This window comes from Streptomyces sp. NPDC055140 (assembly GCF_053607285.1).
In genome coordinates this window covers 7,282-22,643 of sequence record NZ_JBSGTG010000007.1, presented here as the reverse complement: position 1 = coordinate 22,643, position 15,362 = coordinate 7,282, and the positions used below count along the sequence as shown (strand labels likewise).

Below are 15,362 nucleotides of genomic sequence, written 5' to 3'. Positions count from 1 at the left end.
TCCTTCCGGACACACCCGAGGAGCCCCCGCACATGCCGAACTTCCAGCGCCCCACTTCCATGCCGGTCCACAAGTACGGACAGTACGAGCAGGTCGACATCTCCGACCGCACGTGGCCCGGCAAGCGCGTCACCGCCGCCCCCCGCTGGCTCTCCACCGACCTGCGCGACGGCAACCAGGCGCTGATCGACCCGATGTCCCCGGCCCGCAAGCGCGAGATGTTCGACCTCCTGGTCCGCATGGGCTACAAGGAGATCGAGGTCGGCTTCCCCGCCTCCGGCGAGACCGACTTCGCGTTCGTACGGTCGATCATCGAAGAGGGCGCGATCCCGGACGACGTGACGATCTCCGTGCTGACGCAGGCGCGCGAGGAACTCATCGAGCGCACGGTCCAGTCCCTGAAGGGCGCCAAGCGCGCGACGGTGCACCTGTACAACGCGACGGCGCCGACCTTCCGCGAGATCGTCTTCCGCGGCTCCAAGGAGCAGATCAAGCAGATCGCCATCGACGGCACGCAGCACGTCATGGACTACGCGGAGAAGATCCTCGGCCCCGAGACGACCTTCGGCTACCAGTACAGCCCCGAGATCTTCACCGACACCGAGCTGGACTTCGCACTGGAGGTCTGCGAGGCGGTCATGGAGGTCTACAAGCCGGGCCCCGGCCGCGAGATCATCCTCAACCTGCCTGCCACGGTGGAGCGTTCGACGCCGTCCACGCACGCGGACCGCTTCGAGTGGATGCACCGCAACCTGTCGAACCGCGAGTACGTCTGCCTGTCCGTGCACCCGCACAACGACCGCGGCACGGCCGTCGCCGCCGCCGAGCTGGCCCTGATGGCCGGCGCCGACCGCATCGAGGGCTGCCTGTTCGGCCAGGGCGAGCGCACCGGCAACGTCGACCTGGTCACGCTGGGCATGAACCTGTTCTCGCAGGGTGTCGACCCGCAGATCGACTTCTCCGACATCGACGAGATCCGCCGCACCGCCGAGTACTGCAACCAGATGGAGGTCCACCCGCGCCACCCCTACGCGGGCGACCTGGTCTACACGTCCTTCTCCGGCTCCCACCAGGACGCCATCAAGAAGGGCTTCGAGGCGATGGAGGCGCGGGCCGAGGCCGCCGGCAAGTCCGTCGACGACATCGAGTGGGCGGTCCCGTACCTGCCCATCGACCCGAAGGACGTCGGCCGCTCCTACGAGGCCGTCATCCGCGTCAACTCGCAGTCCGGCAAGGGCGGTATCGCGTACGTCCTGAAGAACGACCACAAGCTGGACCTGCCGCGCCGTATGCAGATCGAGTTCTCGAAGATCATCCAGGCGAAGACGGACGCCGAGGGCGGCGAGGTCACGCCGAAGGAGATCTGGTCGGTCTTCCAGGACGAGTACCTGCCCAACGCCGAGAACCCGTGGGGCCGCATCCAGGTCAAGGCCGGGCAGAGCACGACCGACACGGACGGCGTCGACACGCTGACCGTCTCGGCCGACGTCGACGGCGAGGCCACCGTCCTGACCGGTACGGGCAACGGCCCGATCTCGGCGTTCTTCGACGCCCTGCAGGCCGTCGGCATCGACGCCCGCCTGCTGGACTACCAGGAGCACACGATGAGCGAGGGTGCCTCCGCGCAGGCCGCCTCGTACATCGAGTGCGCGATCGGCGACAAGGTCCTGTGGGGCATCGGCATCGACGCGAATACGACACGCGCGTCGCTGAAGGCCGTGGTCTCCGCGGTCAACCGCTCCGCACGCTGACCCAGGTCACCGGCACCTTCACCGGCCCCGTCCGCCCTCGTGGCGGGCGGGGCCGCGTCGTATACCGGCCACGGTCCCGTACAAGGTGATGACGCCGTATCAACAATGTGGCTAACATCACGCCCAACCAGGCGATGTGGCCTGGGGGTCGACGGAGGTGTGCGACGTGCTGCCGATTTGGGGACGAACCGACCGTAACGGGCTTGCTGGTCAAGCATCGCTTCCAGTGGCGCGTCCCCTGTCGCGTGTCATCGGCGTCCGCACCGCGTGGACCACCGTCGGCGACGGGGAGTTCTTCTGTCCCGGCTGTGGCGGTGACCGCAACTACCGCCGCCGCACGGGCCGTCGCCGCTTCGTGCTCCTCGGCATCCCGCTCGTCCCGCGCGGCGCCACCGGCCCCGTCGTCGAATGCGCCGCCTGCGAGGACCGGTTCGCCACCGACGTCCTCGACCACCCCACCACGCACCGCTTCTCCGCGATGCTCCGCGACGCCGTCCACACCGTTGTCCTCGCGGTCCTCTCCGCGGGCGGAGTCTCCTCCCGTACGGCCCTTGAGACCGCCGTCGCGACGCTGCGCGGCGCCGGGTTCGACGACTGTACGGACGTCCGACTCGCCGCGCTCGTCGAGGCGTTGCTCACCGACGCGGGCCGTGTCCCCGAACACTGCGGGCCCGGTGCCGGACTCGCCATCGAACTCCACGAGGCCCTCGACCCGCTCGCCCCGCACCTCGCCCCCGCCGGACGCGAGTCGATCCTTCTCCAGGGCGCCAGAATCGCGCTCGCCGACGGGCCCTACACACCCGCCGAACGCGACGTGCTCAGCACCGCGGGCGCCGCGCTCACCATGTGCACCGACGAGGTGTCCCAGCTCCTGGAAGCGGCCCGCACCCCGTCGTGACGCCGTACGACGGGCCCGTACTCCCCAGGGAGTAACGAGCCGCCGCACGCACCCCCGGCAGTACCCCGCACCTCGCCCTCACGCCCGACGAACCGAGGCCTCCCCGACGGGAGTCTGGAAACGTCCTGTCCGACCGGACGGCGACACCGGACACCGTGATGTGAGGGAGGCCCACCGATGGGGGGCGTACCGACAAAGAGGCGCCGGGCAGCCGTGCCCTGGACGCTGCTCGGCCTGTGGATCGTCGTGCTCGCGATCGCCGGGCCCTTCGCCGGCAAGCTGAGCGACGTCCAGCACGACCGGGCCGTCGACTATCTGCCGACGAGCGCCGACTCCACGCAGGTGGCGAAGATCCAGGACGAACTGCCGGGCGGCGAGAGCACCGAACTCGTCCTCGTCTACCACCGCGACGGCGGACTCACCGCCGCCGACCGCACCACGGCCGCCGCCCAGGTGGCCCGCGTCGACCGGACCTTCGACCTCACCGCAGTCCCGAAGGGCGTACCGTCCCGCGACGGCGCCACCCTCATGTACCCGGTCGCCAGCACCACCCCGGGACACGACGAGAAGGCCCGCGACGCCTTCGTCAACGACGTGCGCGACATCGCCCACGACACCGGCGGCCTGAGCGTCGACACCGGCGGAGCAGGAGCGCTCGCCACCGACGCGAGCGAGGTCTACGGCTCGCTCGACGGCCCCCTGCTCTACACGACCGTCGCCGTCGTCGCGATCCTGCTCATCCTCATCTACCGCAGCCCCTTCCTGTGGCTCGTGCCGCTCGTCGTCGCGGGCATCGCCGACTTCCTGTCGATGGGCGTCGCCTACGGGCTCCACCAGGCGTTCGGCACCACCGTCAGCGGCCAGAGCTCCGGCGTGATGACGATCCTCGTCTTCGGCGCGGGCACCGACTACGCGCTGCTCCTCGTCTCCCGCTACCGCGAGGAACTGCGCCGCATCGAGCGGCCCTACGACGCGATGCGGGCTGCCCTGCGCGGCTGCGGGCCCGCCGTCCTCGCCTCGTCGGGGACCGTCGCCGTCGGCCTGTTCTGCCTGCTCGCCGCCGACCTCAACAGCAGCCGCGGCATGGGACCGCTCGGCGCCGTGGGCGTTCTGTGCGCGCTCGTCGCCATGCTGACGCTGCTGCCCGCCGTCCTCGTCCTGCTCGGAAGGCGCGTGTTCTGGCCGCTCGTCCCGGCGTACGGCTCCACGCCCAAGGCCCGCAGGTCCCTGTTCGCGGCGATGGGCAGCTCGGCCGGGCGCAGGCCGCTGACCGTCCTCGCCTCCGGCGCCCTGCTCCTCGGGGCGCTCGCGCTCGGCGTGTTCAGCCTGCCCGGCAGCCTCAAGCAGGAGGACACCTTCACCGACAAGCCGGACTCCGTCGTCGCGATGCAGACCCTCGCCGCCGCCTACCCCGAGCGCGGCACCCAGCCCATCAGCGTGATCACCCCGACGGGCCGCGCCGGCGAGACGCTCGCCACCGCGCGCGACGTGCCCGGGGTCGCCGCCGCCGAGCGCGTGCGCAGCGGTCGAGGCTGGACGGAGATCTCCGTCACCGCCTCCGCCCCGCCCCAGTCCACGGGCGAGACCGCCACCATCGAGACCCTGCGCGACCGTCTCGACGGCAAGGGCTCGTACGTCGGCGGACAGAGCGCCCAGCAGCTCGACCTGAAGGACACCAACTCGCGTGACCGCAAGGTCGTCGTGCCGATCGTCCTGGCCGCCGTCCTGCTGATCCTCGTCGTGCTGCTGCGCAGCCTCGTGGCGCCGCTGATCCTGCTCGGCGCGGTCGTCGCCGTGTGGGGCGCCTCGCTCGGTATCGCCGGACTCGTCTTCGGGCCGCTGTTCGGCTTCCAGGGCACCGACCCCGGACTCGGCCTGCTGACCTTCGTGTTCCTCGTCGCCCTCGGCGTCGACTACGGCATCTTCCTGATGCACCGCATGCGCGAGGAGTCCCTCGCGGGCGCCGAACCCGGAGCCGCCGCGCTGACCGCGCTGCGCACCACGGGAGGAGTGATCGCCTCGGCGGGACTCGTCCTCGCCGCGACCTTCTCGGTCCTCACCAACATGCCGCTGGTGTCGCTCGTCGAGATGGGCTTCGTCATCGCGGTCGGCGTGCTCCTCGACACGTTCCTCGTCCGTACGTACCTGGTGACATCGGCGAGCATGGCCCTCGGCCGTACGGTGTGGTGGCCCGGGCCGCTGTCCAGGAAGCCGCAGCCCCTGCCACCGGCGGAGGAACCGGAGCGCACCCTCGCGCCCACACCCTGACCGCCCCGCGGACCGTACGGCGCCCCTCTCTCCCCGGAGGGGCGTCCTCCGCGCCCTCCTGACGGAAGATGAACCGGTGGACGTCAAACACATCCTGGTCCCGGGCCTCGGCCGGCGCGACATCAGCGCCGCCCGGACCCTGCGCGAGGACACGCTCCTGGCCGCCGCCGCGGCGGTCGCCGCCGTCGTGATCGCCCTGACGACCAGCGGCAACGGCCGTCACCCCGACGCGCTCGGCTGGGCGCTGCTCATGGCCGCGCACGGCCCGTCGGCGTTCAGGCGGCGGGCGCCGGTGCGCGCCTTCCTCGGCCTCGTCGTCTGCGTGGCGCCGTACCACGCGCTCGACTACAACCACACGGCGCCGATGGTCGTCTCCATGACCGCCCTCTACACGATCGCCGCGACAGGGCGCCCCCTGCGCACCCTGTTCCTCGGCGCCGGCGTCCTCGGCATCATGCTCGGCGTCAAGTTCGGCGAGGGCATGACCGAGGGCAAGGAGGCGCTGCGGATCTCCGGCTGGATCGTCGCGTTCCTGCTGGTCGGCGTCATCGTCCGCGTCCACCGCCAGTACGTCGCCTCGGTCGTGGAGCGCGCCGAGCGGGCCGAACGCACCCGCGAGGAAGAGGCGCGGCGCCGGGTCGCGGAGGAGCGGCTGCGCGTCGCCCGTGACCTGCACGACCTGCTCGCCCACAGCATCACCCTCGTCGGCGTCCAGACATCGGTGGCCGCCCACGTCCTGCACGCCGACCCGGACCGCCTGGACCGCGCCGCCGTCGCCAAGGCGCTCGACGACATCGCCGAGACCTGCCGCACCGCCCGCGGCGAACTGCGCGCCACCCTCGAAGTGCTGCGCGCCGGCCCCGACGACAGCCGCGGCCCGCTCCCAGGGCTCGACGGGCTGCCCGACCTCGCCGAGGCCGCCCGCACCGCCGGAGCCACCGTCGACCTGTCCGTCGAGAACGTAGAGGCGCCGCCCGCCGTGGGCGCCGCGGCCTACCGCATCGTCCAGGAAGCACTCACGAACGCCGTCCGGCACGGCGGCCCCGGCCTCACCGTCCGCGTCGGCATCCGCAGCCGGGGCGACGCCCTCCACCTGCGCGTGGCCGACGACGGCACACCACCGCCCTCGTCCTCGCCCGAGCCCGACCGGCCCTCGGGCTTCGGCCTGCTCGGCATGCGTGAGCGGGCCCGCAGCGTGGGCGGCACCCTCGACGCCGGGCCACGCGCCCAGGGCGGATTCGAAGTCGCGGCGGTCCTGCCGACCGGGGTGGCACAGTGACCGGGGCCCAGCCCGTGCGCGTACTCCTCGCGGACGACCAGACCCTCGTACGGGCCGCGTTCGCGATGCTCGTCGAGTCCGCGCCCGACATGGAGGTAGTCGGCCAGGCCGGTACCGGCCGCGAGGCCGTGGAACAGGCCCGCACGCACCGTGCCGACCTGATCGTCATGGACATCCGGATGCCCGACCTCGACGGCATCGAGGCGACCCGCCTGCTCGCCGCCGACGAGGACCTCGCGGGCGTCAAGGTCCTGATGCTGACGACGTACGACACCGACGAGCACGTCGTCGAGGCGCTGCGGGCGGGCGCGTCCGGGTTCCTCGTCAAGGACACCAAGCCGGCCGAACTCCTCGACGCCATCCGCACCGTGGCCGCCGGCGAGTCCCTGCTGTCGCCCGGCCCCACGGCCCGCCTGATCGCCCGCGTCCTGCGCGCCCCGGCCGAACCCGGGCCCGTCCCGCCTGGCCTCGCCGCGCTCACCGAACGCGAGCGCCAGGTCCTGACCCTCGTGGCGCGCGGCCTCACCAACACGGAGGCCGCCGAGGTCCTCGGCCTCAGCCCCCTCACGGCGAAGACGCACGTGAGCCGCATCATGGGCAAGCTGGGAGCGCGCGACAGGGCCCAACTCGTCATCGTGGCCTACGAGTCGGGCCTGATCGAGCCGGGTGGCGCCTGACCGCTCCGCTACAGCAGCCCCGCCGCCGCGAGGAACTTCCCCACCCGCTCGATCTCCTCCGCGGACAACGGGATCTGCGGATCCGCCGTCAGCGGGCAGTCGATCACGCCCCGCAGATACAGGGCCGCCTTGAACGCCCCGAGCGCGGACGAACTCCCTCCCATCCGCGCCGGATCCCCCACCCGCACCATCCGGAACAGCGCACACAGCCGCTCCTGCTCGACCCGCGCCCGCTCCCGGTCACCAGCCCGGCAGTACGCGTACAGCCGCGCGTATCCGGCCGGATCGACGTTCCCGAGGCCCGGCACCACCCCGTCCGCGCCCATCGCGAGCGCCGAGTCCACGGTCAGCTCGGACCCGGTCAGGACGCTGAACCCCGTGATGTCGGCGCGGGAGCGCGCACCTAGGACGACCTCGCGGAACGCGCCCTCGTCACCGCTGGAGTCCTTGAGGCCGGCGAGCGTCCCGTCGGCGGCCAGGTCGAGGACGAGGTCCGTGCCCAGCTTGGAGTGCACCGACACCGGCAGGTCGTAGGCGAACACCGGCAGGCCGCACCGCTGGGCCAGGAGCCGGAAGTGGCGGGCGATCTCGGCCGGGTGGGTGCGCGTGTAGAAGGGCGCCGTGGCGACGATCCCGTCCGCTCCTGCCTCCGCCGCCGTACGGGCGTGGTCGAGGACGCGCAGGGTCGCCATGTCGATCGCCCCGGCCAGGACGGGCAGCTGACCGGCGACATGGCCCACGACGGTGTCGACGACCACTTTGCGGTGCCGGTCGGGCAGGAAGGCGGCCTCGCTGGAGGAGCCGAGCACGAAGAGCCCGTCGACACCACCCGCGACGAGGTGGTCGACAAGGCGTACGAGGGAACCGACGTCCACCTCGTTGTCCGGAGTCAGGGGTGTGCAGACGGGCGGGACGACTCCGGTCAGCGGGGTTGTCGGCGTCATGAGACCTCCTGGACGAGTTCGTGCGTGGACTGACCCTCGCGCACGGGATGGTGACAGCGGAACCGATGCCCCTCACCGCCCGGCTCGAACTCCGGCATCGCCTCCGCGCACACCGCGTCGGCCTTCCAGCACCGCGTACGGAACGGGCAGCCGCTCGGCGGATGCGTCGCCGACGGCACCGGGCCGACCAGCGGGATCGGGTCGATCGGGTCGAGCAGCCCGGGCGTCGCCGAGAACAGCGCACGGGTGTACGGGTGCCTGGCCCGGTCGAGCACGTCGTCCGACGGCGACTCCTCCACGATCCGTCCCAGATACATCGTGATCACGCGGTCGCTCATGCGCCGCACCGTCTGGATGTCGTGCGAGACGAACACGAGGGCGAGACCGAGGCGTTCCTTCAGGTCGAGCAGCAGATTCAGGATCTGCGCCCGCACCGACACGTCGAGCGCGCTCGTCGGCTCGTCCGCCACGACCAGCGCGGGTTCGAGGGCGAGCGCGCGGGCGATCGCCACGCGCTGGCGCTGCCCGCCCGACAACTGCCCGGGCAGCGCCCCGGCGAGCGCGCCCGGCAGTCCGACCAGGGACATCAGCTCCCGTACGCGTTCCTCACGCGCCGCGGGTGTGCCGCGGCGGTGCACGTCGAGGGGGTCGCGCAGTATCTGGCGGACGGTCAGGCGCCGGTTCAGGGCCGTCGACGGATCCTGGAAGATCATGCCGACGCCCTCGCCGACGGTGGCGCGCCGCTCGCCCGGCTTCATGGTCCACAGGTCGTGGCCGTCCACGACGACCGTGCCGGACGTCGGGCGCTGCACCCCCACGAGGACCTTGGCGAGCGTCGACTTGCCGCAGCCTGACTCGCCGACCACGCCTACCGTCTCGCCGGGCGCCACGGACAGGTCGGCGCCGGTGAGGGCGTACACCCGGTCGCGGGCGAACAGGCCGCCGGAGCGGGCCCGGTGCACCACATGGGCATCCCTCAACTCGACCACGGGATCCGTCACTTCAGAGCCTCGCTTCCCCGGGGAGCCGGAACCGTGGGCGGCGGGACCACCGCCGGATGGTGACAGGCCGACGCGTGCCGCCGGCCGCCGAGCAGGTCGGGCGCCGTCGTTCGGCACACCTCGCTCGCCATCGGGCACCGGTCGGCGAACCGGCAGCCCGCCGGGAAGTCGGCCGGCGACGGCACGACGCCCCTGATCTGCGTCAGCCGGTCCGCCGCCGTCTCCAGCGAGAGGACCGAGCCGAGCAGCCCGCGCGTGTAGTGGTGGGTGGGCGCCTCGACGAGGTCCGCCGTCACACCCGTCTCCACGATCTGCCCGCCGTACATCACGACCACCCGGTCGGTGACGTCGGCGACGAGCGCCAGGTCGTGCGAGACGAGGATCAGCGCGAAGCCCAGCTCCTCGCGCAGCCGCAGCAGCAGTTCGATGACCTGTGCCTGCACGGTCACGTCGAGCGCGGTCGTCGGCTCGTCGGCGACGATCAGCTTCGGGCTGCGCGACAGGGCCATCGCGATCAGGACGCGCTGGCGCTGGCCGCCCGACAGCTCGTGCGGATAGCTGCGCAGGGTGCGCTCGGGGTCGAGGCCGACGAGGGAGAGCAGCTCGACCGGGGTGCGCCGGCCACCGCGGCGGACGACCTGCTTGAGCTGGGAGCGCACGGTCATCGCCGGGTTCAGGGACGACAGGGCGTCCTGGTAGATCATCGCCATGTCGTGGCCGAGGAGCCGGCGCCTGGCGCCCATCGAGCGGCCGATCAGCTCCTGGCCGTCGAAGGTGACCCGGCCGCGGATCCGCGCGCCCTTGGGTTCGAGCCCCATCACGGTCAGCGCGGTCAGCGACTTGCCGCACCCCGACTCGCCGACCAGGCCGAGGACTTCACCGGGCCGCACGTCGAACGTGATGCCGTCGACGATGTCCACGCCGCCGTGCCGCGCGTCGAAGCCGATCGCGAGATCGGTGACCTGGAGGACGGGGTCGCCCTCGGGCAGGGGCCGGGCGCGGGACCTCAGCCGGGTGGCGGCCTCGGTGAGGCCGGGCAGTTCGAGGACCGTGCCGCTGCCGGGCTTCGGCGCTTCGAGACGGTCCGCCTCCGCGCCGGACACGTCACGCGCGGGGGGCGCGGCCCACGCGTCGGACACGCCCTCGGACAGGATGTTGAGCGCGAGCACCGTGAGCAGCATCAGCAGGCCGGGGAAGACGGTCGCCCACCAGCCCCCGATGAGGACCATGTTCTTGCCGTCCGCGATGACACTGCCCCACGACGGGTCGGGCGGCCGGACCCCCGCCCCGATGAACGACAGCGACGCCTCGAAGACGATGGCCTCCGCGACCTGCACCGTGCAGAACACCAGGACCGGCGCCGCGCAGTTGACCGCGACGTGCCGCAGCACGATGTGCGGCGTGCGCGCCCCGATGACCCGCTCGGCCGTCACATAGTCCTCGCCGTACTGGTCGAGCACGTTGGCCCGTACGACACGGGCGACGGGCGGGGTGAACAGGAACGCGATCGCGCAGATGAGTACGGGGATGCCGCCGCCGAACACGGCGACGAGGACCGCGGCGAGAGCGATCCCGGGGAACGCCATCACGACGTCGAGGCAGCGCATCAGCGTCTCGTCGACCGCCTTGCGCGACGTCGCCGCGATCGCGCCGAGCACCGCGCCCACCACCAGCGCGAGCAGCGTCGCGCCGAGGCCGATGGCCAGCGACCAGCGCGCCCCGTACATCAGCCGGCTGAGGATGTCGCGGCCCAGGCTGTCCTGGCCCATCCAGTGGCTGCCCGACGGGTGCCCGGTGCCGTCGGTCTGCGACTGCTGGTCGAGCGGGTCGTGGGGCGCGAGCAGCGGCGCGAACAGCGCCATGAGGATGACGACCGCGACGACGGCGACCGCGATCCGGGACAGGACGGGCAGCCGGCGCAGGGAGCGCAGCCGGATGCCCGGCCGGGACAGCGCCTCGGCGAGCGCTCTACGGGAGGTGACCATCTAGCTCTGCGCCCCCCTGAGCCGCGGGTTGACCATCAGATACAGGATGTCGATGGCGAGGTTGACGACGACGAACCCGACGGCCGTCGTCAGGACGACCCCCTGGACGACCGCCGGGTCACCGTTCTTCACCGCGTCGATCATCAGCTTCCCCATCCCCGGCAGGGAGAAGATCGTCTCCGTGACGACCGCCCCGCCCAGCAGATAGCCGACCCTCAGTCCGAGCACGGTCAGCGGATTGATCAGGGCGTTGCGCAGCACGTTGCGCCCCACCACGACGACCGGCGGCAGCCCGCTGCCGATCGCCGTACGGACGTAGTCCTTGTCCAGCTCCTCGACCACCGCCGTACGCACGATGCGCGTCAGCTGCGCCGCGACCGGCAGGGACAGCGAGAGCGCCGGGAGCGTCATGCACTTGAGCCAGCCCGTGAAGGAGTCCGCCGGGTTGATGTAGCCGCCGGTCGGGAACCAGCCCTGCCCGACCGCCAGATACTGGATCATCAGCAGCGCCAGCCAGAACCCGGGCGCCGCCACGCCCGTCAGCGACACGACGCGGATGATCTGGTCGAGAAGCCGGTCGCGGTGGATGGCCGCCGTGACACCGAGCACCAGGGACACGACGACCGCGACCGCGAGGCCGAGGAACGTCAGTTGCAGCGTCAGCGGCAGCGCGGTGGTCACCTGATCGACCACCGGCTGCCGGGTCAGGGCGCTGACGCCCATGTCGCCCCGGACGAGATCGCCCACGAAGTGGAAGTACCGCACGGGCAGCGGATCGAGCAGCCCGTTGCGCTCCCGGAAGTCGTGCAGCTGCTGCGGCGTCGGATTGGCGCCCTGGAAGAACGCCGACGCCGGATCGCTGTCCGAGAACCGCATCACGAGAAACACGAACAGGACGATGCCGAGCAGCAACGGCACGAGCAGGACCAGGCGGCGGGCCAGAATTCTGGCGATCAAGACCACGGGCACGAACTCCCTTGCGAGAAAGCCGCGTTACGCGGGCTTGGCCTTGAGCACGTTGATCCCGGGATAGGGCTGCGCCTGCACACCGGTGATCTTCTTCGGGTCCCAGGCCGTCATCAGCTCGTTGTGCACGACCGGGTAGAGCACGGCCTGCTCGGCGACGATGTCGATGTACTCCTGGATCATCGTCTTCTTCTTCGCCGGGTCCGGCTCGCGCGTGGCCTGGTCCATCAGCTTGAAGAGGTTCTTGGCGTCGGAGCTGCCCGCCCAGCGCGCGTAGCCCATCCACAGGTTCGACGGGCCGTAGTTGTAATGCATGATCAGGTCGGCGTCGAGCCCGAACTGGTTGGGGTTCGAGGCGGCCGCCACGATCTGGTAGTCCTTCTTCTGGTCCATCTTCGTGAAGACGGCCGTGGTCTCCTGCGGGTCGAGCGTGGTCTTCACGCCGATCGCGTCCCACGACGCCTTGATCGTCGGCAGACAGTCCATGATCCACGACACGTTGACGGACATCAGGGAGACCGAGAGCCCGCTGACCCCGGCGTCCTTGAGGAGCTTCTTCGCCTTCTCGGGGTCGTACTCGTACACCGTCTTCGCCGGCCGGTGGTCGGGGTTGCCCTCGTTCAGGAACGAACTCGCGCCCTTCCCGTGCCCCTTGAGCGCCACCTCGATCATCTTCTGCTTGTCGATGGCGTAGTGCAGGGCCTGACGCACCCGCACGTCGTCGAACGGCTTGTGCGCGGTGTTGAACATCAGGAAGAGGTTGTTCATCCCGGCCCCGCCGTCGACGGTGAGGCCGCCCTTCTTCAGCTGCGCGATGTTGGCGTACGGGATGTTGTCGGCGATCTGCGCGTCCGCGCTGCCACCGGAGATCTTCGCGACGCGGGGCGCGGCGTCCACGATGGTCAGCCAGTTCATCTTCTTGAACGACGCCTTGCGCGGCCCGTTGTAGTCCGCGAACGCCTCGAAGGTGGTGTTCGTCTTCGGCTGGTGCGAGGTCTGCTTGTACGGGCCCGAGCCCACCGCCTTGCCCTTGGTCGCGTCGTCCCACGCGCCCGGCTTCGAGAACACGTGCTTCGGCATGATCTTGGCGAGGGTCAGCCGTGCGGCCCCGTCCGGGAACGGGAATTTGAGGACGAGCTCGACGGAGTTGTCACCCGTCTTCCTGACCTCCTTGAGCCAGCTCTCGAAGAAGCCCTTGGCGAGCGACTGCGTGCCCGGGTCGAGGATCCGGTCGAAGACGAACACCACGTCGTCCGCCGTGACGGGCTTCCCGTCGTGCCACTTGGCACCCTCGCGGAGGGTGAACTTCCAGGAGGTGGTGGCCAGTTCGGCGTCCGTCGGCACCTTCGTGGCGAGCGCCGCGTACGGCTCGCGCGTGATCGGGTCGGTGTCGAGGAGGCCCTCGTAGATGTGCTGGTTACCGGCCATGGCGAAGGCCGACGCGGTCTGCGTCGGGTCCCAGCTTCCGTCGTTGCCGTACCCGATGACGGCGGTCAGCGAGGATCCGCCGCCCTTGCCGCCGCCCGTGTCGTTGGTGGACTTCGGCCCGGACGAACAGGCCGACAGGGAGGTGGAGATGGCAGCGGCCGCGCCGAGGGCGCCGGTGTACTTGAGGAAGGATCGGCGGCCGGTCGGCTCGTGGTCGCTCATGGTGCCTCCAGAGAGGGAGATGCGCGGGAGATCCAACGTCCTACGTCTTGGTAGCGACGTGACCATAAGAGCGCCGCGAGGGGCGGTCAAGGGATCGCGCAGAGAAGCCCGGAGAGCTCCGGGCGCCGGGCGAGAAGAAGTTTGGTCCCGACATGGGACGTGGGATGTCTGCTGCGCCTACGATGCGGCGCATGTCTGAGGAGCCCAGGAATCCGGCGATACGGCACCGCCGCGTCAGCCAGCAGGTACAGCGCGCGGTCACACAGCTCATCCTGGACAGAGGCCTGCGGCCCGGCGAGCTGCTGCCCACCGAGGCCGAGTTGATGGAGTCGCTCGGCGTCAGCAGAAACTCCGTACGCGAGTCCCTCAAGGCCCTCCAGGCACTCGACATCGTCGAGATCAGACACGGCTACGGCACCTACGTCGGCCAGGCCTCCCTCACCCCGCTCGCCGACGGCCTCACCTTCCGCACCCTGCTGCGGCCCGCCTCCGACGCGCACGCCCTCGCCGAGATCCTCCAGGTCCGCGAGATCCTCGAGGAAGGCCTGATCCGCAGGGTCGCCGCGGCCCCGCTCCCGCCGGAGATCCTCGACCGGCTCGACGACATCGTCCGGAAGATGGCCGCCGCGGGCCAGGCCGACGAACCCTTCGCCGACCTCGACAGGGACTTCCACGAAACCCTCTACCGCTCGCTGGGCAACGAGCTGATCCCGCAGCTCCTCGGCGCGTTCTGGAACGTCTTCGACCGCGTCGCCGGCGCGCGCTCCTGGTCCAGCGACCCCGACCCCGACGTCACCGTCAGCCGTCACCGCGACATCGTCACGGCCCTGCGCGCCCAGGACGCCGCCGGCGCGCAGCGGGCCATGGCACATCACTTCCGGGGCATCGAGGCACGCGCGGAACAGGAGACGCGAGGCGTCGAGTGAGCGCGCTGGATTTCTGTGGAGTTACGCGCGCGCATTCCCCCGGATTCAAACAGCATCGAGCATCCCCGTTCCGAATGGGGTGTTCGAATTCGCCCTTGCTGCATAGGGCCCAGAGGTCCCTCCCACTCTAATTGGCACGCGTACCCGCCGGTGCGGGAAGCGTGAAATTCGACGACGGCGGGGAGCCATCTGACGTGGGCGGAACGGCGATCCGGGCACGTGGTTCCAGGCGTGGTAAGAGCTGGGCGAATACCCGCAGCGGAGGCCTGGAATTGCCTCTCGCGTCACACCGCCGACGATTCAGCGCCATGTCCCGTGTCCGCTCGTGGAATGGGGCCGTTGTTTCGGTTGACGCCGCCGCCCGCCGGGAAACGCACGGAACGTATGGACAGGAGCCAACGCCGATGAAGCCGCCAATCGGTTCTTACGCCGTCGACATCAGCACCGGACAGGTGGGCCGGGTCATGGGGCACGAGGGTCCGTACGTTCAGCTCCGGCCCTTTGGAGGCGGCCGCGAATGGGACTGCGCCCCGGACACGGTGCGGGTGGCGACGACCTCCGAGCGGCTGCGGGCGGCAACCGCCTATGCGAACGCCAGGAGCCGCGGCGAGGTCCCCTGACCCCACCCCTTCACAGGTCCCCCGACTCCACCCCTCCGGCGTAAGCGAGAATGGGCCCATGAGCCTGTTCCGCGACGACGGCATCGTGCTGCGCACCCAGAAGCTGGGCGAAGCGGACCGCATCATGCTGTTTTCTCCCGGGGGGCGACCCCCGTACCCCCGGCCGGAACTCCGCGGGGGTGTGCGATGAGTCTGTTCCGTGACGACGGCATCGTGCTGCGCACCCAGAAACTGGGTGAAGCGGACCGCATCATGCTGTTTTCTCCCGGGGGGGCGACCCCCGTACCCCCGGCCGGAACCCCGCGGGGGTGTGCGATGAGTCTGTTCCGTGACGACGGCATCGTGCTGCGCACCCAGAAACTGGGTGAAGCGGACCGCATCATGCTGTTTTCTCCCG

13 protein-coding genes and 1 pseudogene are annotated in these 15,362 nt (G+C 70.8%); 9 read left to right on the top strand and 5 right to left on the bottom strand.

What is annotated here, in order from left to right; genetic code table 11:
- The first annotated feature begins 32 nt into the window (after nt 1–32).
- The 5 genes from leuA to ACWFR4_RS15595 all read left to right on the top strand — a co-directional run bounded on the left by leuA (nt 33) and on the right by ACWFR4_RS15595 (nt 6,873).
- A complete protein-coding gene (leuA, locus tag ACWFR4_RS15615; RefSeq protein WP_453457237.1) occupies nt 33–1,751 on the top strand; it encodes a 2-isopropylmalate synthase in 1,719 nt (572 codons plus the stop codon).
- A 226-nt stretch (nt 1,752–1,977) separates the two neighbouring features.
- Nucleotides 1,978–2,649 (top strand): TerB family tellurite resistance protein, encoded by a 672-nt coding sequence (locus ACWFR4_RS15610; RefSeq protein ID WP_453652868.1) that lies wholly within the window; start codon nt 1,978–1,980, stop codon nt 2,647–2,649.
- 177 nt (nt 2,650–2,826) lie between these two features.
- Nucleotides 2,827–4,917 (top strand): MMPL family transporter, encoded by a 2,091-nt coding sequence (locus ACWFR4_RS15605; RefSeq protein WP_453652866.1) that lies wholly within the window; start codon nt 2,827–2,829, stop codon nt 4,915–4,917.
- 76 nt (nt 4,918–4,993) lie between these two features.
- Nucleotides 4,994–6,196, top strand: a complete 1,203-nt coding sequence (locus tag ACWFR4_RS15600; RefSeq protein ID WP_453652864.1) for a sensor histidine kinase — start codon at nt 4,994–4,996, stop codon at nt 6,194–6,196.
- 65 nt (nt 6,197–6,261) lie between these two features.
- Nucleotides 6,262–6,873 (top strand): response regulator, encoded by a 612-nt coding sequence (locus ACWFR4_RS15595; protein ID WP_453465498.1) that lies wholly within the window; start codon nt 6,262–6,264, stop codon nt 6,871–6,873.
- A gap of 8 nt (nt 6,874–6,881) precedes the next feature.
- Here the strand turns inward: ACWFR4_RS15595 and ACWFR4_RS15590 are convergent, their stop codons facing one another.
- Genes ACWFR4_RS15590 through ACWFR4_RS15570 form a run of 5 tightly spaced genes read right to left on the bottom strand, consistent with a single transcriptional unit; the run spans nt 6,882 to nt 13,419 of the window.
- A complete protein-coding gene (locus ACWFR4_RS15590) occupies nt 6,882–7,817 on the bottom strand; it encodes a dihydrodipicolinate synthase family protein (protein WP_453465491.1) in 936 nt (311 codons plus the stop codon).
- Nucleotides 7,814–8,818, bottom strand: a complete 1,005-nt coding sequence (locus ACWFR4_RS15585; protein WP_453465489.1) for an ABC transporter ATP-binding protein — start codon at nt 8,816–8,818, stop codon at nt 7,814–7,816. The genes ACWFR4_RS15590 and ACWFR4_RS15585 overlap by 4 nt, the downstream gene beginning before the upstream one ends.
- Nucleotides 8,815–10,803: a dipeptide/oligopeptide/nickel ABC transporter permease/ATP-binding protein gene (locus ACWFR4_RS15580; RefSeq protein WP_453465487.1), complete on the bottom strand. Its 1,989-nt coding sequence runs from the start codon at nt 10,801–10,803 to the stop codon at nt 8,815–8,817. Before ACWFR4_RS15580 ends, ACWFR4_RS15585 begins: the two co-directional genes overlap by 4 nt.
- Complete coding sequence (locus ACWFR4_RS15575; protein ID WP_453652862.1) at nt 10,804–11,766, bottom strand: ABC transporter permease; 963 nt, start codon at nt 11,764–11,766, stop codon at nt 10,804–10,806.
- A gap of 30 nt (nt 11,767–11,796) precedes the next feature.
- Nucleotides 11,797–13,419 (bottom strand): ABC transporter substrate-binding protein, encoded by a 1,623-nt coding sequence (locus ACWFR4_RS15570; RefSeq protein WP_453465483.1) that lies wholly within the window; start codon nt 13,417–13,419, stop codon nt 11,797–11,799.
- A gap of 182 nt (nt 13,420–13,601) precedes the next feature.
- Between ACWFR4_RS15570 and ACWFR4_RS15565 the strand changes: the two genes are divergently transcribed.
- The 4 genes and pseudogenes from ACWFR4_RS15565 to ACWFR4_RS15550 form a co-directional block, all read left to right on the top strand.
- A complete protein-coding gene (locus ACWFR4_RS15565) occupies nt 13,602–14,345 on the top strand; it encodes a FadR/GntR family transcriptional regulator (protein ID WP_266670372.1) in 744 nt (247 codons plus the stop codon).
- A gap of 404 nt (nt 14,346–14,749) precedes the next feature.
- Nucleotides 14,750–14,965, top strand: a complete 216-nt coding sequence (locus ACWFR4_RS15560) for a hypothetical protein (RefSeq protein WP_100594282.1) — start codon at nt 14,750–14,752, stop codon at nt 14,963–14,965.
- 58 nt (nt 14,966–15,023) lie between these two features.
- A complete protein-coding gene (locus ACWFR4_RS15555) occupies nt 15,024–15,155 on the top strand; it encodes a hypothetical protein (RefSeq protein WP_453653087.1) in 132 nt (43 codons plus the stop codon).
- A pseudogene (locus ACWFR4_RS15550) lies at nt 15,152–15,362 on the top strand (hypothetical protein); the annotation flags it as partial. The gene ACWFR4_RS15555 and the pseudogene ACWFR4_RS15550, both read left to right, overlap by 4 nt.

Excerpts from the sequence above, each read along its gene's own strand:
- ACWFR4_RS15605 (WP_453652866.1), top strand. The coding sequence starts at position 2,827 with ATGGGGGGCGTACCGACAAAGAGGCGCCGGGCAGCCGTGCCCTGGACG.
- ACWFR4_RS15570 (WP_453465483.1), bottom strand. The coding sequence starts at position 13,419 with ATGAGCGACCACGAGCCGACCGGCCGCCGATCCTTCCTCAAGTACACC.
- ACWFR4_RS15580 (WP_453465487.1), bottom strand. The coding sequence starts at position 10,803 with ATGGTCACCTCCCGTAGAGCGCTCGCCGAGGCGCTGTCCCGGCCGGGC.
- ACWFR4_RS15595 (WP_453465498.1), top strand. The coding sequence starts at position 6,262 with ATGCTCGTCGAGTCCGCGCCCGACATGGAGGTAGTCGGCCAGGCCGGT.
- ACWFR4_RS15560 (WP_100594282.1), top strand. The coding sequence starts at position 14,750 with ATGAAGCCGCCAATCGGTTCTTACGCCGTCGACATCAGCACCGGACAG.
- leuA (WP_453457237.1), top strand. The coding sequence starts at position 33 with ATGCCGAACTTCCAGCGCCCCACTTCCATGCCGGTCCACAAGTACGGA.
- ACWFR4_RS15565 (WP_266670372.1), top strand. The coding sequence starts at position 13,602 with ATGCGGCGCATGTCTGAGGAGCCCAGGAATCCGGCGATACGGCACCGC.
- ACWFR4_RS15555 (WP_453653087.1), top strand. The coding sequence starts at position 15,024 with ATGAGCCTGTTCCGCGACGACGGCATCGTGCTGCGCACCCAGAAGCTG.
- ACWFR4_RS15590 (WP_453465491.1), bottom strand. The coding sequence starts at position 7,817 with ATGACGCCGACAACCCCGCTGACCGGAGTCGTCCCGCCCGTCTGCACA.